The sequence below is a fragment of the Marinimicrobium hydrolyticum genome (genome assembly GCF_030848505.1).
Lineage (GTDB): Bacteria > Pseudomonadota > Gammaproteobacteria > Pseudomonadales > Cellvibrionaceae > JAVDDU01.
Genome location: NZ_JAVDDU010000005.1, coordinates 52,243 through 72,222, shown reverse-complemented (window position 1 = coordinate 72,222; position 19,980 = coordinate 52,243). Strand labels below are relative to the sequence as shown.

At 56.1% G+C, this 19,980-nt stretch carries 15 protein-coding genes; 3 read left to right on the top strand and 12 right to left on the bottom strand.

Translation table 11 applies throughout. The features are described from left to right. Positions 1-42 precede the first annotated feature (42 nt). From pgl to pgi, 4 genes are all read right to left on the bottom strand, one after another. Positions 43-753 (bottom strand): 6-phosphogluconolactonase, encoded by a 711-nt coding sequence (gene pgl / locus RBH33_RS10750; protein ID WP_306732192.1) that lies wholly within the window; start codon positions 751-753, stop codon positions 43-45. Further along, a complete protein-coding gene (gene zwf, locus RBH33_RS10745; RefSeq protein WP_306732191.1) occupies positions 753-2,234 on the bottom strand; it encodes a glucose-6-phosphate dehydrogenase in 1,482 nt (493 codons plus the stop codon). Before zwf ends, pgl begins: the two co-directional genes overlap by 1 nt. Before the next feature lie 86 nt (positions 2,235-2,320). Beyond that, positions 2,321-4,141, bottom strand: coding sequence for a phosphogluconate dehydratase (gene edd, locus RBH33_RS10740; protein WP_306732190.1), 1,821 nt, complete (start codon positions 4,139-4,141; stop codon positions 2,321-2,323). A gap of 312 nt (positions 4,142-4,453) precedes the next feature. Beyond that, positions 4,454-6,103: a glucose-6-phosphate isomerase gene (pgi, locus tag RBH33_RS10735; protein ID WP_306732189.1), complete on the bottom strand. Its 1,650-nt coding sequence runs from the start codon at positions 6,101-6,103 to the stop codon at positions 4,454-4,456. A gap of 309 nt (positions 6,104-6,412) precedes the next feature. On the opposite strand from pgi, the gene RBH33_RS10730 reads away from it, so the two are divergent. Together RBH33_RS10730 and RBH33_RS10725 are read left to right on the top strand one after the other, a co-directional pair. Beyond that, entirely contained in the window at positions 6,413-7,585 is a 1,173-nt protein-coding gene (locus RBH33_RS10730) for a beta-N-acetylglucosaminidase domain-containing protein (RefSeq protein ID WP_306732188.1), read from the top strand. A 109-nt stretch (positions 7,586-7,694) separates the two neighbouring features. Then, entirely contained in the window at positions 7,695-8,675 is a 981-nt protein-coding gene (locus RBH33_RS10725; RefSeq protein ID WP_306732187.1) for an aldo/keto reductase, read from the top strand. Between the two features lie 75 nt (positions 8,676-8,750). Here the strand turns inward: RBH33_RS10725 and RBH33_RS10720 are convergent, their stop codons facing one another. Further along, positions 8,751-10,235 carry an endo-1,4-beta-xylanase gene (locus RBH33_RS10720; RefSeq protein WP_306732186.1) on the bottom strand — a complete coding sequence of 495 codons (1,485 nt, stop codon included), beginning with the start codon at positions 10,233-10,235 and terminating at the stop codon, positions 8,751-8,753. 346 nt (positions 10,236-10,581) lie between these two features. Between RBH33_RS10720 and bioA the strand changes: the two genes are divergently transcribed. Next, the gene (bioA, locus tag RBH33_RS10715; RefSeq protein ID WP_306732185.1) at positions 10,582-11,886 is read left to right on the top strand and encodes an adenosylmethionine--8-amino-7-oxononanoate transaminase; all 1,305 of its coding nucleotides are present in this window, start codon (positions 10,582-10,584) and stop codon (positions 11,884-11,886) included. 511 nt (positions 11,887-12,397) lie between these two features. Here bioA and RBH33_RS10710 read toward each other — a convergent pair. From RBH33_RS10710 to RBH33_RS10680, 7 genes are all read right to left on the bottom strand, one after another. Beyond that, positions 12,398-13,405: a tryptophan--tRNA ligase gene (locus tag RBH33_RS10710; protein WP_306732184.1), complete on the bottom strand. Its 1,008-nt coding sequence runs from the start codon at positions 13,403-13,405 to the stop codon at positions 12,398-12,400. A gap of 77 nt (positions 13,406-13,482) precedes the next feature. Then, positions 13,483-14,607: a tRNA-queuosine alpha-mannosyltransferase domain-containing protein gene (locus RBH33_RS10705; protein ID WP_306732183.1), complete on the bottom strand. Its 1,125-nt coding sequence runs from the start codon at positions 14,605-14,607 to the stop codon at positions 13,483-13,485. A 13-nt stretch (positions 14,608-14,620) separates the two neighbouring features. After that, positions 14,621-15,676, bottom strand: coding sequence for a cyclic nucleotide-binding domain-containing protein (locus RBH33_RS10700; protein WP_306732182.1), 1,056 nt, complete (start codon positions 15,674-15,676; stop codon positions 14,621-14,623). Between the two features lie 162 nt (positions 15,677-15,838). Next, entirely contained in the window at positions 15,839-16,510 is a 672-nt protein-coding gene (locus RBH33_RS10695) for a hypothetical protein (RefSeq protein ID WP_306732181.1), read from the bottom strand. A 32-nt stretch (positions 16,511-16,542) separates the two neighbouring features. Next, positions 16,543-17,862, bottom strand: a complete 1,320-nt coding sequence (locus RBH33_RS10690; protein WP_306732180.1) for a M18 family aminopeptidase — start codon at positions 17,860-17,862, stop codon at positions 16,543-16,545. A 62-nt stretch (positions 17,863-17,924) separates the two neighbouring features. Next, positions 17,925-18,668, bottom strand: coding sequence for a tRNA (adenosine(37)-N6)-threonylcarbamoyltransferase complex dimerization subunit type 1 TsaB (gene tsaB, locus RBH33_RS10685; RefSeq protein ID WP_306732179.1), 744 nt, complete (start codon positions 18,666-18,668; stop codon positions 17,925-17,927). A gap of 133 nt (positions 18,669-18,801) precedes the next feature. Beyond that, complete coding sequence (locus RBH33_RS10680; protein ID WP_306732178.1) at positions 18,802-19,581, bottom strand: hypothetical protein; 780 nt, start codon at positions 19,579-19,581, stop codon at positions 18,802-18,804. Positions 19,582-19,980 lie beyond the last annotated feature (399 nt).

Sequence of the window (19,980 nt, the reverse complement as noted above, 5' to 3'; positions counted from 1 at the left end):
CGTTTAATTAATTCAATGTGTTCAGCCGCATATCGCGGGCTGTTAGGGTGCCCAATAAACCGTCAAGGGAAGCTGGTCCTGTTGCAGTACTGCGCGTATCGGCATGTCCGCCACTTCGGAGCCGGACTGTGCCTGACGAAAGGCTTCCAGTTTATCTTCGCCAGTAATCAGCAGAATCAACCGACGCGAGTTCAGAAGACCTTTCAGGCTCAGAGTCATACGATCCGTATACTCACCGGTCACCTCGCTCTGTTTAGCGCTGATGGCGGCGCACAGGGCATCGTTGCTCGTGTCCAGCGCCTTCTCCAGGCCGTCTGCATGGGGAAACAGGGAGGCGGTGTGGCCGTCGGGGCCCATACCCAGGAGGGTTACATCGAAGGGCTGGGGTAGTTTTTGATAAGCGGCTTCGCATTCGGCCAAACCTTGGGCGGGCAGCTCGGCGGCGTTTTTCATGCCGGTCAAGCTGGCCTGGGCGGCACGGTTTTGCATCAAGTTGTTGACCACCAGAGTCTCGTTACTTTTTTCATGACCGGGTTCCACCCAACGCTCGTCCACCAGCGCCACGGACACCGCCGACCAATCCAGATCCACTTCGCTCAGGCGTTGATACAAAGGGGCCGGAGAGCTACCACCGGACACCATTAAACTGGCCTTACCACGCTCCTTGAGCGCTTCTTGCAAAGCCGACGTGCACTCGTCCTGCAGTGCGGCCAAGAGTTCTTCACGGCTATCAAACAAGTGTTCGTTGACCATTAGGATTTCCCTCTCTCCAGCAGTTCATCAATATTGAACCAACTCCGCTCATCACCCGAGAGCAGTTCCTGGGAAGCCTCGGGCCCCCAGCTGCCTGCCGGGTAAGGCAGGGGCCGATTTTCCGGGCGCTGCCAGGCTTCAATGATGGGGTCGATCCAGCTCCAGGCTGCAGCCACTTCGTTGCGGTGAATGAACAAGCTCGGATCGTCTGCGGCGGCGTCCAGCATCAAGCGCTTGTACGCATCACTGACAAAATGCTTGTACGTTTCCGCAAAATTCAAATTCAACGCGACCGGCAGCAGCTCAGTTTCGTGCTTTTCCAGGTTCTTGGAAGTAACAATGATCTGGATGCTCTCCTCCGGCTGCAGGCGAATCACCAGACGGTTCGGCTCCAGTGTTCCCGCAGCGGAAGGGTACACCCGGTGAGAAACATCTTTGTACTGAATGACGATTTCCGCAGCGCGCCGACGCATACGCTTACCGGTACGCAAGTAAAAAGGCACATTGGCCCAGCGCCAGTTATCGATGTGGGCACGGATGGCGACAAAAGTTTCTGTGGTACTTTTGTCATTCCCAAGTTCTTCCAGATAGCCGGGGACTTTTTTGCCACCCACTTCACCGGCCACGTATTGACCGCGAATGGTATGCCATTTTACCGCGTCGCCTTTCAGCGGGCGCAGGGACTCCAACACCTTGAGTTTTTCAGAGCGGATGCTGTCGGCCGTCAGTTTGTTCGGAGACTCCATGGCCACCAGGCACAACAACTGCAACAGGTGGTTTTGCACCATGTCACGCAACGCACCGGCATCGTCATAGAAACTGGCACGACCTTCGAGGCCGACGGTTTCTGAAATGCTGATTTGTACATGGTCAATGGACTTGGCGTCCCACAGGTTTTCAAAAATGCTGTTGGTGAAACGCAGAGCCAGTAGGTTCTGAACGGTTTCTTTGCCCAAATAGTGATCGATACGGAAGATGCTGCGCTCGTCGAAGTATTCGGCGATTTGCGAGTTGATCTCCTCCGCGGTTTGCAGGTCGTAACCCAGGGGTTTTTCCACCACCACGCGCGAGGTAGGCGTGATCAAACCCACGTCCGAGAGATTTTTACAGCAGACCCCAAACACACCCGGAGGCGTGGCCAGATAAAACACTCGCTGCTCATTGCCAGCGTTCAGCAGGTCGGCCAGGTTTTTCCAGTGCTCATCCTGCTCGTCGATATTCAGAAACACTGGAATAATGCACTGGGCAAAGGTATCCCACGCTTCACCATCAAATTCGTCGGGGCGCAAATGCTCCTGAGCGGCCGCGCGGATATTTTGCTGATAGTCGGCCACCTGTTTTTCGCGGCGGCAGATACCCAGAATTCGGGTGCCCGAGGGCAACTCGTCATTGCGGTAGGCGCGATACAGGCCCGGCAGAAGTTTGCGCAGTGCCAAGTCGCCGGCACCTCCGAAAATGACAAAATCAAACGCTTTGAGCATGGAATCAACCTTGTGTTCGGTTCTTGTTGTGAGGGAAAACTGGCACCCTCGAGCCGGCCCGGAAGCCGGTGTTCAGTGTCTCTGAGTTACCACTCGAATACAGTGGCACCCTCTTCGGCCGTTCCCACGGTACGACGCATGGGAGCAAACAGTTCACGGCCCATTCCCTCGTGACTGGCGGACAGGTCGGCTTCGATGGGCTTGCGCTCGCGCAACTCTTTTTCGTCCACCAGCAGCTCCAGCGTGCCCGCCTCCGCGTCCAGCTCAATCATGTCGCCCTCGCGCACCAGCGAGATAGGACCACCATCCAGAGCTTCAGGCGTCAGGTGAATGGCGGCGGGGATTTTACCAGAGGCACCGGACATCCTGCCATCGGTCACCAAAGCGACCTTGTAGCCGCGATCCTGCAGTACGCCCAGGCCCGGCGTGAGTTTGTGTAGCTCGGGCATGCCATTGGCTTTCGGGCCCTGGAAACGCACCACGGCCACCAAATCCTTATTGAGTTCACCGCTTTTAAACGCTTCCGTCATGGCTTCCTGGGTGTGAAACACCACGGCAGGCGCTTTCACTTTGCGGTGTTCCGGCTTAACGGCGGAGGTCTTGATCACGCAGCGACCCAAGTTGCCGGTCAACAGCTTCATACCGCCTACCGGGCTAAACGCTTTACCGGCCGGACGCAGAACAGTGTCGTCCAGGCTTTCGGTCGGGGCGTCGCGCCAAGCCAGCTTGCCATCTTCCAGGAACGGCTCCTTGGTGTAAGGAGCCAGGCCACCTTCGCTGCCCATAATGGTTTTTACGTCGTCGTGCAGTAGCCCTTCGGCGCGCAGCTCGCGCATCAGATAGCCCATGCCGCCCACAGCTTGGAAGCGATTGATGTCCGCCATGCCGTTGGGGTAAATGTGACACATCAGAGGGATAATATCCGACAGGTCAGAGAGATCCTGCCAGTTGACCTGCACGCCCGCCGCGCGGGCGATGGCCATAATATGAATGGCGTGGTTAGTCGAGCCACCAGTCGCCAACAAGCCAATCATGCCATTAATGACCGCTTTCTCGTCCACCACTTCGGACATGGGCGTGTAGCCGCCAGCCGCGTCGGTATTGCGGGACAACTGGCGAATCGCTTCAGCGGTCAACGCTTCACGCAGAGGCGTATCGGGGTTCACAAACGAGCTGCCGGGCAACTGCATGCCCATCATTTCCATCAGCATCTGGTTGCTGTTGGCGGTACCGTAAAACGTGCAAGTGCCGGGACTGTGGTAGGACTCGCTTTCCGCCTGCAGCAATTCCTTACGACCCACTTTGCCTTCTGCGAACAACTGCCGCACACGGACTTTTTCAGAATTAGGTAAACCAGGTGTCATGGGGCCAGCGGGGATAAACACGACTGGCAGATGCCCAAAGGACAGAGAGCCTATCATCAGGCCCGGTACGATCTTGTCGCAAATACCCAGGCAGGCAGCCCCGTCGAACATATCGTGGGAGAGTGCCACGGCCGTGGACATGGCGATGACGTCGCGACTAAAGAGGGATAGGTCCATCCCGTCCCGACCCTGAGTCACCCCGTCGCACATGGCGGGAACGCCACCAGCGAACTGGGCGGTCATGCCCACGGAATGCGCGGCGGCCTTGATGGGTTCCAGGTAGGTCCCGTAGGGTTGGTGGGCGGACAGCATTTCATTGTAAGCCGATACCACCCCCAAATTAGGGGCGTCGCCCTCGGCCAGAGCCTCTTTGTCAGGAGACAGAACACCGGCAAAACCGTGTGCCAGATTTCCGCACGAGAGCCGCTTGCGTGCCGGACCGTTGCTGCGCATACGCTCAATGCGCTCCAGGTAACGGGCACGCGTATCGCGACTGCGCTCGGTAATGCGTTGAGTAATCTCCGAGAGTTTCTTGTGAGTCATATCAGCACCATAGATTCTTTGAGTGTGTCAGCATCGCCCCATCGCCTGAATACGGGCGGAATGCAGCGCATTTTATCGCTCATTCCAGCTCGGGCTCGCGCCCTTTACGTATCCCCTGGCGCCGAGCAGGCCGCCGGTCAACCCTACACACGAGGCATAACAAGCCTGCCGGCTTTAAAACGTACACGGTGATCACTCCGGGCGATTCGTTGCCGCCTGATAGCGATCCGCTCTCTCACAAGTCTCCGTGCAGCGGTGCGCCCACGTTTAAACCGACATCGGGCCCACCATTGGGCCCGACGCCGACTACCGCTATTGCTGTTTTGCTTTCTTGTAATATTCTATCAGATGGCGGGTTGAGGCATCATGCTTGCCACTGACCTCGTTGTCAGGCGCCAATTCTGGCTCTATGCCTGCCGCCAGCACCTTGCCCAGTTCCACGCCCCACTGGTCGAAAGAATGCACATCCCAAATAATGCCTTGCACAAAGATCTTGTGCTCATAAAGCGCAATCAGGGCGCCCAGGGACTTAGCTTCCACTTTATTAAGCAAAAGACTGTTGGTGGGCCGGTTGCCCGGATGGACCTTATGGGGCACCAATTCTTCAATACGCTCCGGCGCTACGCCTTTGGCGGTCAGATCGGCGCGCACTTCCTCGGCACTGATGCCCTTCATTAGCGCTTCGGTCTGGGCGAAGTAGTTCGCCATCAACGCGTCGTGATGGCCGGGCACTGGCTGCGTACTGTTAATTGAACCGATGAAATCGGCTGGAATTATGTCGGTACCTTGATGGAGCAGCTGGTAAAACGCGTGCTGACCGTTAATACCCACTTCACCCCAAATGAGCGGGCAGCTGGGGTAAGCCAGAGGCTCGCCGGCCCAGTTAACGGACTTACCATTACTTTCCATCTCTGCCTGCTGCATATACGCCGGCAGGCGATGCAGACACTGATCATAGGCCAGCAAGGCGTGCGCCCGGTAACCCAGGAAGTTGCCATTCCAAACACCGAGTAGTGCCATCAATACGGGCGCATTGGCTTCCAGCGGTGCTTCGCGAAAGTGGGTATCCATCTCGAAAGCGCCTTGCAACAACTCGTCGAACAGCTCAAAACCCAGCTGCAAGGCGATGGGCAAGCCGATGGCCGACCAAAGTGAGAAACGGCCTCCGACCCAGTCCCACATTTCAAATATATTGTCTTTGCCCACACCGAATGCCACGGCTTTTTCGACGTTGGAGGACACGGCAATAAAATGACGACTGGTCGTGTCCTCACTGCCACCATTGCTCAAAAACCAAGCTCGCGCCGTATTGGCATTCAGAGTGGTTTCGGGGGTGGTGAAGCTTTTTGAGGCGATGACAAACAACGTGGTTTCGGGATCTACGTGATCCAGCACGTCGGCAATTTGAGCACCATCCACGTTGGATACATAGTGCACATTAAGGCGGCCATCCGCGTAAGACTTCAGTGCTTCAGTGGCCATCAGTGGGCCGAGGTTGGAGCCACCGATACCGATGCTTACCACATCAGTAATTGCCTTATCACTGTAGCCTCGCCATTCACCCGAACGCACTTGCTCTACCAGAGCGCGCATGCGCTTCAGCTCGCCTTCCACCACCGGACGCATGTCTTTGCCGTCGATCATAATGGGGGCGCCGGATTTATCCCGCAGCGCCACATGCATCACGGCGCGATCTTCGGTGCGGTTGAGGTGCTCGCCGGCAAACATCTTATCCCGCCAACCGGCCACATCGGTCTCTTTCGCCAAGTCGAGCAGTAGCGATTTAGTCTCTTCGGTGATCAGGTTTTTGGAAAAGTCGAACAAAAAATGCGGTAACTGGAGGGAGAACTTATCGAAGCGCGCTTGATCTTCGGAAAACAGATCCTTGATTTTCCGGGTACGCATGTTCTGGGTGTGTTGGGTCAGAGCCTGCCAGCTGGATAACTCAGTACGACTTGCCATGGAATACCTCTTGTTCCCTGGGCTGCACACGCAGCCGGATTGCACAATGTGTAGCGATACAAAACCGCCTTTCGCCGCCAATGACATGGGCCCGCGCAGCCCTGTCATCGGGCGAGCTGTTCGCAGCCGGCCCGAGCCCCGGACCAGCGGTCGCTTTGGGTAAAAGATTGATACCAGCGTGCCTGCAAACACCTGTACAAGCTGTATGTCTGGCGCTGGCCGGGCGAGATAGTGGGGTTCCAAAAAGGCGGCTATCTTAGGCTTTTAGGGCCTGAGTGTCAATCCACGCCACTCCTGGCAGAGCGCGCCATGCCCGAGTCCCAGGCACTTTTGGCCGATGACTTCCCATACCCTCCCCAGCTGGGTAAGCTGGCGGGAAATCGGCGGGAAGTGATTATGGCGCACACATCTGTTTCCACCCCCCTGGGTGTGATCGAAGGCTTTTTCGGCCGCCCCTGGTCCTGGTCCGCGCGGGAAAGCTACGCCAGCTTTATGGCGCAGCACGGCTATGATTTTTACATCTACGCCCCTAAAAGCGACGCGATCCTCAGGCGCCGCTGGCAAGAGGACTGGACCGCAGCACAGTGGTCACAGCTACTACAGCTGCGATCGCGCTATCAACAGGCGGGAGTTAAGTTTGGTGTGGGCCTGAGCCCGTACGAACTCTACCGGCAACCGAGTGCAGACAGTCGAGTCGCATTAACCCGTAAAATCGAATCATTGAATCGTCTTGAGCCAGATATTTTGTGCCTGCTGTTTGACGATATGCGCGGCGATCTGCCAGAACTGGCCCAGAGGCAGGTGGAGCTGGTACAAACCGCCGCGAATACCACCAGCGCTTCACGCATTGTGTTTTGCCCCACCTACTACAGCTTTGACCCGATTCTGGAAAAAGTCTTTGGCGCTCGTCCCGCCGACTACTGGAAAACTTTGGCGCAAGGCCTGGATTCCGCCATTGATATTTTCTGGACGGGGCCCAAAGTGTGCTCCGAACATTACCCTGAAGCACATCTTGAGCAAGTAAACAGTCTGTTAGGGCGGCGCCCGTTTCTATGGGATAACTACCCCGTTAACGATAGCCAAAAGCTGTGCCAGCAGCTGCGCCTGCAAGCCTTCTCTAAAGATCGCGCTCACCTTGAAGGGCACCTGGCTGGGCACGCTGTAAACCCCATGAATCAACCCTACCTATCGCAGATTCCGTTAAGCACCCTCCCCCAAGCCTACCGCGAGGGTGATGGCTACCAAACTGAAGCGGCCTTTATTCAGGCGTGCCAGCGCCTATGTGAGCCCGCTTTGGCGGAGCGACTGATCGAAGATCGACCTCTGCTTCAGGATACTGGGCTCGACGCTCTCACTGAGTCACAGCGCCTGCACTTAAAAAACCGTTACCAGCCGTTTGCCGACAGTTCAGTCAGCGCCCAAGAACTGCTCAACTGGCTGAGTGGTCACTACGCCTTCGATCCGGCCTGTTTAACTGAGTAAACGTCACCAAAGCCGAACCCGCCCAAAACTGGTACCATACCCGGTTCACTAAACGCGCGAACCCTGCGCGCGTTACGTTACTCCTGGCAGTACAAAAAAGAGGTGCGCGATGAATCAACGGCAATTGGGCAACAGCGATTTACAAGTCAGTGAAGTGGGCCTGGGCTGCTGGCAACTGGGCGGCGATTTTGGCCCCATTGAGGAACAAACCGTCGGCGCCATTATTGAGACCGCGCTGGATAAACAAGTGAATTTTTTCGATACCGCCGATGTGTATGGCGCTGGTGCCAGTGAGCGTTTTCTTGGGCAACGCTTGAGCCAGAGCGAACCGCGCCCGATCATTGCCACCAAGTACGGCCGCGGTGGCGAGACCTATCCGGACAAATACTCTCTGAACAATCTGCGCGACGCTGTGCGCCGCTCACAAGACCGGCTGAAGCGCGACTGCATCGACTTGCTGCAATTGCACTGCGTGCCCACAGAAGTGGTGGCCAGGGGAGAAATCTTCGATTGGCTGCGCACCGTGCAACAGGAAGGCTTGATTCGCTACTTTGGTGCCAGCGTGGAAACCGTCGAGGAAGCTTTGATTTGCGCGGAGCACTCCGACCTAACGTCGCTGCAAGTGATCTACAACATCTTCCGCCAGAAGTTGCGTGATGAGCTGTTGCCCAAAGCGAAAGAAAACCAGATTGGCATTATTGTGCGCCTACCGTTGGCCAGCGGCATGCTGAGCGGCAAGTTTGATGAGAAAACTCAGTTCGCATCCACAGATCATCGCAACTTCAATCGTGAAGGCAAAGCTTTCAGCGTGGGCGAAACCTTCGCCGGCATTCCGTTTGAAACTGGCGTCCAGCTGGTTCGGGAGCTGAACGATAAGGTGCCTGAGGGTTACACCATGGCGCAAATGGCTATGCGTTGGTTGCTGGATCAGGACGCGGTGAGCACGATTATTCCCGGCGCCAGTTCGGCTGCCCAGGTACGAGAAAACGTGCGCGTCAGCGAGTTAGCTCCCTTACCCGAAAGTCTGCACAACGAATTGTACGAGTTTTACCAGCAGCGAGTGAAAGAGCACATTCGCGGCGTTTATTGATTCAGTAGGGCTCGAAAGTAACCGAACATAAAAAAAGCGGCCAATGGCCGCTTTTTTTATGTGGAGCTGAAACTCCTAGCGAGTGCGGCGGGACATCAGCCCAGCACCACCCAGCATGGTGAGCATCAGCAACAGGAGGCTGCTCGCGCCGCCGCCCGTGCTCTTAACAGGTGGCGTGTAGTCGCTACCGCCGTTACCACCGCTATCAGCAGGACCACCTTCGTCCCGCACTTTCAGGCGTACTGTGACCGGCTCGCTGGAGCCTTCACTGTCATGCGCGACAACGCTGATATCGTGGCTGGTAGCTATGCTGTGATCCAGAGTTGCGTTGCTGGCCAGAGCCAAACGACCATCTTCGTTGATGGTAAACAAAGAGGCATCATCACCACCGGTAATCTCCCAGGAGGAAATGTTACCGTTAGGGCTGTGACCAACCACGCGGCCGATGTTCGCTCCAGCTCTTGCGTTGTCACCCAGCTCGAACACCTGATCTTCGATCACCGCCACTGTGTCGCATTGCAAGTAACAACGCAGCCATTTCATGGCAGGACGCTCGGAACCATCAGTGCGAACCAGGTTGGCGGAGTCACGCCACAATCCGGGTCGGAAGCCCCACAAGGTCACCCCTGCCACCGCTTCATGCTCCCAAAAAATTGGGAAAACACGCGAGTATTCAAGCAACTGCTCTTGGTCTGTAGGACCGTCGATATCCATTTCCGTGATATACACGGGAACTCCCACCGCTGCCACTTCATCAATCGCAGCCCGAATGCTTGCCGAAGAGCCACCGGTAGAAAATGCGTGTGCCTGTGCTCCGATAGCATCCAACAAATCACGCTCTTTCAACAGCTCCGCCAGTTCCAGGTAGCGGGAGCGAACACTGCCCACACTAATGACGTTGTACTCGTTCAACATCAATTTATTGCCACCGTCTGGAGTCCGGGGGAAGTATTCACGGGCCATTTCATAGGCGGCAATTGCCCAATCCCATTCACCCCCAGTGCCGTCCTGTACGGCACTGGCCAGTGCGTCCGCATAATGGCCACCGTCACTATCGCCGTCTTCGCCATCGGGCGGATCGTTGACGGGTTCATTGACCACCTCAATATAATCAAATCCGCCTCGGTCATCGTTGTAGCGATCCCGTAGAACGCCAAACCACTCACGGATGGCTTCCAGCTGCTCCTCTTGCGGAAGATCTCGAATCCAACCCGGCTGCTGGTTGCCCCATATCAGCACGTGCATTCGAAATACGAAATCGTTGTCTTTGGCGAGGTTAAAAGCATTATCTAAACCACCGTGCCAACCGCCCTCGAACCAGCTGTCCTGATACTCAGCAGGTCGGCTGTTTTGGTTGGTGACGGCGCCCCATTTACCGGCGTTTTCGGGCGTCACTTGGTTGAAGTACTGAGTAAACCCTTCCACTTGGTTGGTAGCAAAGATGCCGCCCAAAAATTTGTCATGCCCTTCGGCAAGCGGAGTAACTTCTTGCGCACTCGCACCGACAGCCAGGGACAAACCCAAGGCGGCGCTGGAAACAAATTTGGCTAGGTGCTTCATAAACGTCTTACCTCTGTTATTTTTCTCGCAACTCTCATACCCGGGAGGCTTACCACTAGGGCCTCTCCCCACATATAACCAGAACTTCACTCGCCTCAAAATCCCGTTCGCAACCGAACAAAACCATTTGGTCAATTGGACCAGAAGTTACGCTAAGTTCGGCGCAAGGTCAAATACCCAGTTAGTATAAGCGCCCACCGTTGGCGCGCCAGAAGGCCGGGCAAATACCCGGGTTAAGTAGAGGATCAAAGGCCTTCGCAGCTGATTTTCATCGCGTTTTCTGCTAAGTTTACGGGCTCTCCTTTCGGTTTTACCGAGCCCGACCTTTAAACGCTAGATGTTGCCTATGCCCGATAACCAGCCCCTTTCCGCCGAACAGCTAACCACTCTTGACCGAGAGCATTTGTGGCACCCCTACTCCTCGTTTCTAACCCCCAGCCCCGTGTTTCCTGTCGCCAGTGCTGAAGGTGTATACATCCAACTCAGTGATGGCCGAAAATTAGTGGATGGAATGGCCTCCTGGTGGTCGCAGCTGCACGGATACAATCACCCGGTGCTCAACGCCGCTGTACAAACGCAGTTACAGAGTATGGCACACGTAATGTTTGGCGGCCTGACTCACGAGCCGGCCGTGCGCTTGGCGCAAACACTGATTGCGCTAACGCCACCGGGTTTGAACAAAGTGTTTTTGGCTGACTCCGGCTCCGTATCCGTAGAAGTCGCCCTAAAAATGGCCATGCAGTATTGGCACTCCCAAGGCCAACCACAAAAACACCGCTTTCTGGCTTTACGTAAGGGATACCACGGCGACACCTTTGGCGCCATGTCAGTGTGTGATCCGGTTACCGGCATGCACCAACTCTTTAGCCACACCCTGGCACAACAGTTGTTTGCTCCCGAACCGCAATGCGCGTTCGATGCCCCCTGGGATGACAGCGATATCACCGAGCTCGCTCGGCTGCTTGAAGATCATCGAGATGAACTGGCCGCGGTGATTCTGGAACCCATTGTTCAAGGCGCTGGCGGAATGCGCTTCTATTCGCCCCGCTACCTGCAACGGGTTAGGGAGCTGTGTGATCAGCACCAAGTGCTGTTAATTGCCGACGAAATTGCCACAGGCTTTGGACGCACGGGCACACTCTTTGCCTGTGAACACGCTGGCATCAGCCCAGATATTATGTGTTTGGGTAAAGGTCTGACCGGCGGCTATATGACTCTGGCGGCGACGCTGTGTAACGACAAGGTCAGCGATGGTATTTGCCACGGCGAAGCCGGAGTGTTTATGCACGGGCCGACGTTTATGGGCAATCCGCTGGCCTGCGCCGTCGCCAACGCCAGTATTGAGTTGCTGTTGGAAAGCGACTGGGCAGGACGAGTTAAAGCCATTGAGACGCAGATGGAACTTGAGCTGGCCCGATGCCGTGAACTGGACGCTGTCGCCGATGTGCGGGTGTTGGGCGCCATTGGTGTGGTGGAACTGAAGGAGCCAGTGGATATGAACCAGGTGCAACCCATGTTTGTGGACCAAGGCATTTGGGTGCGACCTTTTGGAAAACTGGTCTACGTTATGCCGCCCTACGTAATTTCTCCCGAGGAATTGCGTCAGCTTACCGGTGGTATTTATCGGGTAGTCGAGAAGTTGAGTTCGTAGGGGACACGACAGCTTCGGCACTTTGGTCGAGTGCTACGAGTGGGGCAGGCACACCCGGACACGCCGTGAATACGTCCGTGTAGGCTTGGATGCGGCATCCATGCCGCATACAGTCCGGGAATGCCTGCCCCACTCTCCGCGGTGCCACTCTGGATGTTTCGGGAAATAAGAGAGCTTGAAAAGCTTAGAGATCCTGAGGGCCTTTCCTGTCCGCCACACTCCGGGAATGCCTGCCCCCTCCGCTGTGCCAACTGAAAGATTTGGGAAATAAGGAAATTAAATTCGGAGTTGTGGAGCCAAGCGAAACCCAAATTCGGGCTTTTCCGAGCATTACTATTAGCACCAAGGGTGGTTGGGTAAGCTATTCCGGAACCCTCGCGTCATGGATGACGCGCGGGAGCCACATGGATGTGTTCACTGCGTTTCCGGAATAGCTTACCCAATCGCCCCAGTTCCAGATTGTCCAAGGACTAACTGGAGAACCAAAACCTTATTGCTCGAATTTGTAAGACTACCCTAGCGGTCTAATACCCACTGCCGCGCGCAATTTTTCCAGCATAGGTTGGCTGTGAGCGCGAGCTTTGGCAGCTCCCGCCTGTAGAACCTCTTCTACGTATACGGGATTATCCATCAGCTCGTTGTAGCGTTCGCGAGCTTCCCCCAATTGATCGTTGATCAATTCGAACAACTGCCGCTTGGCCTCGCCCCAGGCGATACCCTCAGCGAACGCCAGACGCATGGAAGCGGTTTGCTCCGGGGTGGCGAAGGCTTGCCAAACTTGAAACACAGTGGCGTCGTCCGGGTCTTTCGGCTCGCCGGGTTCAAGAAGATTGGTTTTGATTTTATTGATGTGCTTTTTCAGTTTCTTTTCGGGCAGAAAAAGCGGAATCGTGTTGCCGTAGCTCTTACTCATTTTACGCCCGTCCAAACCCTGCAGAACCGACACCTGTTCGTCCACACGAGCTTCCGGTAATACAAAATGTTCGCCATAGTGATGGTTAAAACGCGCGGCGATGTCCCGGGCCATTTCCACGTGCTGGATTTGGTCTTTACCCACCGGCACTTCGTTGGCATTGAACATCAAAATATCCGCTGCCATCAGCACCGGATAGCTATACAGGCCCATGGTAATGCCGTAATCCGGATCTTCCCCGGCTTCCTGGTTTGCGGCTACCGCCGCCTTGTAGGCGTGCGCACGGTTCATCAGGCCCTTCGCCGCCTGACAGGTCAATAGCCAGCACAGTTGTGGAATTTCCGGCACGTCCGATTGGCGATAAAAAATGGCTTTATCGGTGTTCAGGCCCAAGGCCAACCAGGTGGCGGCAATTTCGCGCGTGGATTGGTGGACTTGCTCGGCGTCCTGACACTTGATCAGGGCGTGGAAGTCAGCCAAAAAATAAAAGGACTGAGCGTCATCCCGCTCGCTGGCCTGAATGGCTGGGCGGATGGCGCCGACGTAGTTGCCCAAGTGGGGCGTTCCGGTGGTGGTAATGCCTGTTAAAACCCGTTGCTTACTCATGATGACCTGTCTTGTTGTGACTCAGCGCCCGTATGATACAGGCAGGCGTGGCACCTGTGCACCTTGCGGGCGACTTTTCACCCCGAGCGGCAAACGGTCAGGCGCTCGAACAGGTTTCTATAGTGCCCCTCCAGTGTGCGCCAGGATAAAGCTTCTATGGTTGGTGCAGCGGCCCACTGCCCCTGACGGAACTCGGCCTCCCATTGGAGCAGCTTATCCGCCATTGCCTGTTCCTCCAGACCCGGTTGGGAAGAATCGCTCTGGTAGCGGTACTCAGGCCCAAACCATTCCGGGTAGGCCTGACGCTCTGGCACTAGGGGTCGAGCGCCCCCCGCCACCGCTTCCAGAACCGATAGCCCTTGGAAGTCATGCAGTGCCGTTGAAAGGACCACGTGGCTTGACGCCAGCAGCCGTCGGTAAGCGTCCAGATCTTCCACATAACCCCACTGCCCCACAGCGCCTTCGGCTTCCAAAAGCGCACGTATTTGCTTGAAAGCGGCCGGCTGGCGGCGAAACTGTTGCCCCACTACATGCACCCGCACCGGGCCGGCATCTTGATCTCGAGCCGCAAAAAATCGTTGCAGTGCGGCCAGCAGTCGCTCGGGGGCTTTGTCATATTCCCAGCGATGGTTCCATAGGAGCGAGAACGGTTGATCGCCTGCCGAAGATGGCTGAAAACAGGCGTCCGCCAAAGGGACAGGAATAACTTCACTGCGCTGGGCCAAAAGGTTGGCAACGTTCGCGGGCACATGATCGGGTAGACGCCGCAACAGCTCGTCCACGCCATCCAAAAAGGTGCTGCGGTTGAACTCGGAGTTGAACACCACTCGGTTCGCGCACAAAGCGGTGTACAGATTGAGAACCTGCGGGCCAACGCTGTCACCCTGGCGCGCACTGGGCGGATAAGCGAACTGATTCTCGTGGAAATACACCGCGGTGGGCAAAGACGCTAACTGGGGCACCAGCCCCCGCAACGTCGACAAGTCGACCATCGAGGTGGCGATGAGCAGGTCATAGGGGGCACATAACAAATCGCGGGATTCGAAGGCCCAGGTAAGACTGTTGCCTCGAATGCGCCAGCGAAAGTGCCGGGGAGGCAGGGCCAGCTGGATCCACTGGCAGTCGGGGAAGTGGGCTTCCAGGCCCTGGCGCCAGATTTTGTGGCTGTGCGCGTCGTAAGCCGACAACAACAATATTTTCACCGCGACTTCACTTTTACCGGGACTCCGCGACCTGGTTCTGAGGGTGCAGTCGCTCGGCGTCTTTTAAGATGACGGCATCCAGCCCGGCCTGCAACAATAATTGGGCGGCCACGCAGCTGCGCCGCCCACCGTCATCGGCAACCACGTAGGTGGGGCCGGCTTTTAGCTCGGGAAGCGCCTGACGCAGCCTGCCCAAGGGGATATTGCGACTTTCTGGCACCAGGCCCATTCGCCGCTCCAAAGGCAGACGAACATCCAGCAGAATGGCGCCGGAGGGTTCAGCGGCCAACTTCTGCCACTCTTGCGCATCAACGACGCGCATCATCGGTTCTTGCAGCAAAGCCTGGAAATCCGCCTTTTCCAACTTCATCAGAGTGCCGTCCGTGAGCATTTCCACGCTGGCGTTGCGGGTAGTTTCCCCAACCAGCGCCTCTTCACCAAAATATTCACCGGGGCCCAGCTCCGCGAGCACCACTCCGCCCTTGTCCTTAACCAGCGCGGAGCCACTTTCCAGGACGTAAAAATAGTCGCCCGGCTCGCCCTCTCGCACCACCAGCTGACCCGCCTTGATTTCCTCGGGGACAAAACGCACGAACAACTGCTGAATGTTGCCGGGGGGCACTCGAGCAAACAACGGTGCTTCCAACAGGCAGGACATCCAGTCGTGCTCGTCCGCCCCGCTGGTTTTCTTTTCAACCGGTTCCTGACTCTTTTGGTCGTGGCTCTCGCTCCAGGCCATAACCAGATCGACAAAATCCTGTCCAAGACGTAACAGGCGAACGTCTGTAGTGGCAACCGCGGAGACTTGCGTGGGTAAGGTGTTGTTGAGCGGCACACGGCTGGCTTCGCTGCCGGCTTCGCGCGGCTCGCGCTCAAAATTTGCCGACACTAGGTCAACCTGACCTTCGAGCAAGTACAGGCTTTCGGAAAGCGATTTACCGCGCGGAAAAATGATTTTGCCTTTCGGTACGTCGCGAACTTGGGCTTTGTCCAGCACCTTATGCAGGTACTCTTCCGAGAGAGTATCAAAGGGACTAAAGAAGCTCAGCTGGTCGCGGGTAATGGTCATAGCATACCTTTTAGACACTGGGTGTTGGAGTAAGGCTGGGGTTGGTTGCCGGTCGCTGCGGACAACTGCATACAGTACTGCTTGAACCGAGACACGACAACGGGCGAAATGTGCCGCCCGTCGCAAGCTCGAGTTTTAGAGGTAAAAATCCGTCAATGACGATCAGAAAAAGCGCGGAATGTTTAAACCGATCGTGAAGATGTTGTCGCCGGGACCCGTATCGTGAGCGACCCCCAGATCCATTGTCCAGCGGGTGGCACCTACTCGGAAACGGGCGCCGGCAGCTATCAGAGGGTCGTAGCGATCATCGTCCGAGTACTCCATGATCAAAACCGGGCCATTGACGGTTTTCACTGTTGCCGCCAACCCCCAGGTGGCGTAGGTGTCCCGGGCATCCGGTTCGTGTCGAGCGCCGGTATTCAGGTGCAGCGTCAGATTTTCCAAGGCTTGAAAGCTGGCGGGAATGTTGATGTAGTATTCCTCAAAATCTCTCGCCAAGCGGTTGTACATAAACCCGGCATCAAACGCCAGTGCGGGTCCACGGCCCGTGTCCAACCAGACAGTCTTGTATTCCAGGCCCATATAGGCCAACTCGCTCCCCTCGAGGTTGTAAACCAACGGCAGCGTCCACTCAGAGCCGCCGGTAAAATTACACATCGGACTCAAAGTAGCGGTATTGGTGGAATCAACACGGCTTATCCACGATTCCATTCCACAACTACCACCGGGGGCGATACCTGCATCATCCACCGCGAAGTGCCCGCCGTTGGCCCAAGCCAAATTCGCTCCAAGGCAAGCCGCGGCCGCCAGGCACAATACTTTTATGTGTTTCATTATTATTCCTCTATCACTACACCTAGGGCTTACTACACCAACGGGTGCGGGTAGCCGTAAAACTGTTTCAGGACTTGATACAAATAGCACGCATCTTGGCTGCCGGCCAGTTCCCGGATCGAATGCATGGCGAAAGTGGGTACGCCCACATCCAGCGTTTTCACCCCTATCTCGGCTGCCGTAACCGGCCCTATAGTACTGCCGCACTCCATGTCGGTACGGGAAACGAACGTTTGCACTGGCACCGACACTTGGCGGCACAGTTCCCGGAACAGGGCGCTGGTGGCACTGTTGGTGGCGTAGCGTTGATTGGCATTAACCTTAATGACCGGGCCAGCATTCAAAAGCGGCCCATGGTTTTCATCATGCCGGTCTGAAAAATTGGGATGCACGCCGTGGGCATTGTCGGCGGAGATCATCAAGGAGCGATCGAGCACCCGAACGCGACTATCCGGGTCCGGTAACAAACGCTCAAGAAACTGCTGAAGCATAGGGCCTTTGGCACCGCAGGAGGACGCGCTGCCCACTTCCTCATGATCGTTGCAGACCAGCAAGCTGGTAACCTCTGGATCAGCCTCAAGCAGGCTGCGCAGGCCCACGTAACAGCTGAGCAAATTGTCCAGCCGAGCGCTGGCAATAAAATCTTGTTTCAAGCCCACCAGTGCGGGTGCCTGAGTGTCGTACAGGCTAATTTCATAATCCAACACCTCGGCCACGGTTAGCTCTGGGTGTTGGCTGCGCAGCTGATCGTGCAGCAACGCGCGGAAGTCCGGTGCCTTGTCGCCGCCACTTAACTGCAACAGCAAAGGGGGTAACTCTTTTTGCGGGTTAATGCAGCGCTGCCGGTTGGCCTCCCGGTCTAGATGGATGGCGAGACTGGGCACTACGGCCACAGGTGCGACAAAATCCACCAGGGCACTGGCAATTCGATCATCGTCACCTCGAAAGCTAACCCGCCCAGCCATCGATAGATCCCGATCAAACCAAGGCGCCATCAAAACGCCGCCGTACACTTCCACTCCCAACTGAGCGTAGTTTTGCCGGGTAAGTTCGGGCTGAGGTTTGACTTTCAAGCAGGGACTGTCGGTGTGGGCGCCCACCATGCGAATGCCCGTTTCAAGCATTGGGCGCTTGCCGTAGACGAAGGCGATCACTGAGGAGTCATTGCGCGTGAGCCAGTAGCGACCGCCCGCTTGCAAGTTCCAGGCATCGCCCTCGCGCAACTCGGTGAAGCCTGCAAGGCTGAGCTGTTGGACAATAGTGTCAGTAGCATGAAAGGGCGTGGGAGAAGCTTGTAGAAAGCTCAAAAGATCGGTATTAAAGGACTGAGTATCCATGACATCTTTGCTCATAAAACTACCTTTGGCTGTGACTGACCAGCGCGCCGCCCCAGTTGGGCAAAGCGACGCCGCAATCAGCTCCGAATTCGGGTGCGTTTTTTCCAGGAAACCGTGTCTCGCAAGTACACAGGACGGGCCTCTTGTACAGGCACCGCTTCTCCTCGGGTAAAGGCTTCGACAGCAAGACGAGCAATGTCTTCCGCCGCCGGATAGCACGCTTGCTCTATGGTGTGTGGATCCAAAGAACGGAGCTCGTCGTAATGCCAGCCCTGCCCTATTCCGTCAAACGCCTCCTCCCAGTCGTTCATGGCTGAGGCCGCAGAGGCGGGCGAGATCACTTGCTCTTCAATAACCTGCTCGGGAGTCTGCTGCCCAGAGCACGCCCGATAGACGCTCCAATAAACTTCATTCATTCTAGCATCCAGGGACGTGAGCACAGGCCGAACCGCCGCGTCGGGATTCCGCCGCCAGTAGCCCGCAGCCATGGCAGCGAGGGTAGACACCGGGATGACGGGGAGGCGGCGCGCGAACGCCAGCCCCTGGACCACGCCCAGACCGATGCGCAGGCCGGTAAATGATCCAGGCCCACGTCCAAACGCAATGGCGTCCAGATTTTCCAAGCCACAATGACATTGGTGCAGCAGCTCTTCCACCATGGGCAACAGACGCTGAGTATGGCTTTTTGCCGCCAACTCAAACAGTCCAGTGACGGTGCCGTTCGCACTCAGAGCTACAGAGCAGGCATCCGTTGAGGTATCTATGGCGAGAATATGGGTCATGAAGGAAGTGGGCCCAAGGCTAATGAAATTGGCGACCATTTTGCCAGAATTCCACTAGCGGATATAGCACTGGTACCCAAAACACAAAACCCCCGGTGCGTGAGTACCGGGGGTTTTTAATCAACGCTGTTTACCCTAGTGTCAACTCTGGGGTAAAAGCGCTGGACTGGCCTTACCTTTTCGCCGCGCGGCGTTTGGCCGTGGCCTTACGAGCGGTCTTCTTGCGCGCGCTGGTTTTGCGCGCAGGCGCTCGCTTAGCGGTAGCTGCCGTGCTCGTACGCTTTTTAGCGGTCTTTTTCCGAGCCTTGCCCTTGGCCTTAGCCTGAGCCTTTTTCTCTGCAGCCTTAGCTTTTGCGGCGGCTTTGCGTTCGGCGGCGGCAATTTTTGCATTGGCTTTCTTCTCTGCGGCTTTAGCCTTAGCGTTGAGCTTCTTCTCGGCCGCCTTCACCTTGCGATCATCTGCTTTGGTGCGGCTCTTTTTCCAGCGTTGCTCAAATGCGGCTTTAGCTTTCGCCAAGTCTTTCTCGGCGCGTTCAGCCAGGTTCGCGCGCAGGGCTTCAACCTTAGCCTTGGTAGCCTCTTCAACGGCTTTAGCGGCTGCCAGAGTCTTAGCTTTGGCCAGACTCGCCTTGGCCTCGGCAACTTTGGAGCGCACGGCTTTAGCTTTCTGAGCGGCTTTAGCCACGGCATTAGTGGCTGTTTTGGCTTTGCGCTTGTCCACGGCTTTACCGGAACTGGCCGCTTTGGCTTTGGCGCTAGCCGCTTTTTTACGCGCGGCATCCACGTCCTTAGCCTGAGCCTGAACGTCTTTTTGCAATTTTTCGAGGGTGGCTTGTGCCTTGATTACGGCGGGGTCGGCGGGTTGGGCTACGGTGCGTTTAGTGTTTGCTCGCTTGGCTGTGGCTTTGCGAGGCGCTTTTTTTGCAACGCGCTTTTTCGTAACTCTGGCCATAAGAATGTTCTCCTCAACTTCCTATCATGATAGGTCATGCGCTGATCCGTGCATGCATACAACCAACATGCACGCTAAGCACATGGTTCACTCAAACCATAGCACACTTTTTGTGCAGCAAGGCTTCGTAGCGCATATTATTTAAAAAATTATCTCAATGCACGTTTTTGCGGCCGTTTTTTCAAAATTTTTTGGATTTTTCCAAAAGTTTTTTCTGTTTTTCGGCTGAATCGAAAGCTAAACAACAGAAACAACAACGGTAGGCGTGCGCACCGTTAAAAAAATCGGCACTTTAAACCACGCTTTCGAAGATTTTTTTCCAACCGAAATCCAACAGGAGAAAGAACTCAAAACACGGACAAATGAGCAGGGTAAAACTACGCCTGCGAACAGCAGAAA

What these genes read in the sequence shown, in the direction of transcription:
- pgl (WP_306732192.1), bottom strand. Translation starts at nt 753, where the DNA reads ATGGTCAACGAACACTTGTTTGATAGCCGTGAAGAACTCTTGGCCGCA.
- zwf (WP_306732191.1), bottom strand. Translation starts at nt 2,234, where the DNA reads ATGCTCAAAGCGTTTGATTTTGTCATTTTCGGAGGTGCCGGCGACTTG.
- edd (WP_306732190.1), bottom strand. Translation starts at nt 4,141, where the DNA reads ATGACTCACAAGAAACTCTCGGAGATTACTCAACGCATTACCGAGCGC.
- pgi (WP_306732189.1), bottom strand. Translation starts at nt 6,103, where the DNA reads ATGGCAAGTCGTACTGAGTTATCCAGCTGGCAGGCTCTGACCCAACAC.
- RBH33_RS10730 (WP_306732188.1), top strand. Translation starts at nt 6,413, where the DNA reads ATGCCCGAGTCCCAGGCACTTTTGGCCGATGACTTCCCATACCCTCCC.
- RBH33_RS10725 (WP_306732187.1), top strand. Translation starts at nt 7,695, where the DNA reads ATGAATCAACGGCAATTGGGCAACAGCGATTTACAAGTCAGTGAAGTG.
- RBH33_RS10720 (WP_306732186.1), bottom strand. Translation starts at nt 10,235, where the DNA reads ATGAAGCACCTAGCCAAATTTGTTTCCAGCGCCGCCTTGGGTTTGTCC.
- bioA (WP_306732185.1), top strand. Translation starts at nt 10,582, where the DNA reads ATGCCCGATAACCAGCCCCTTTCCGCCGAACAGCTAACCACTCTTGAC.
- RBH33_RS10710 (WP_306732184.1), bottom strand. Translation starts at nt 13,405, where the DNA reads ATGAGTAAGCAACGGGTTTTAACAGGCATTACCACCACCGGAACGCCC.
- RBH33_RS10700 (WP_306732182.1), bottom strand. Translation starts at nt 15,676, where the DNA reads ATGACCATTACCCGCGACCAGCTGAGCTTCTTTAGTCCCTTTGATACT.
- RBH33_RS10695 (WP_306732181.1), bottom strand. Translation starts at nt 16,510, where the DNA reads ATGAAACACATAAAAGTATTGTGCCTGGCGGCCGCGGCTTGCCTTGGA.
- RBH33_RS10690 (WP_306732180.1), bottom strand. Translation starts at nt 17,862, where the DNA reads ATGAGCAAAGATGTCATGGATACTCAGTCCTTTAATACCGATCTTTTG.
- tsaB (WP_306732179.1), bottom strand. Translation starts at nt 18,668, where the DNA reads ATGGTCGCCAATTTCATTAGCCTTGGGCCCACTTCCTTCATGACCCAT.
- RBH33_RS10680 (WP_306732178.1), bottom strand. Translation starts at nt 19,581, where the DNA reads ATGGCCAGAGTTACGAAAAAGCGCGTTGCAAAAAAAGCGCCTCGCAAA.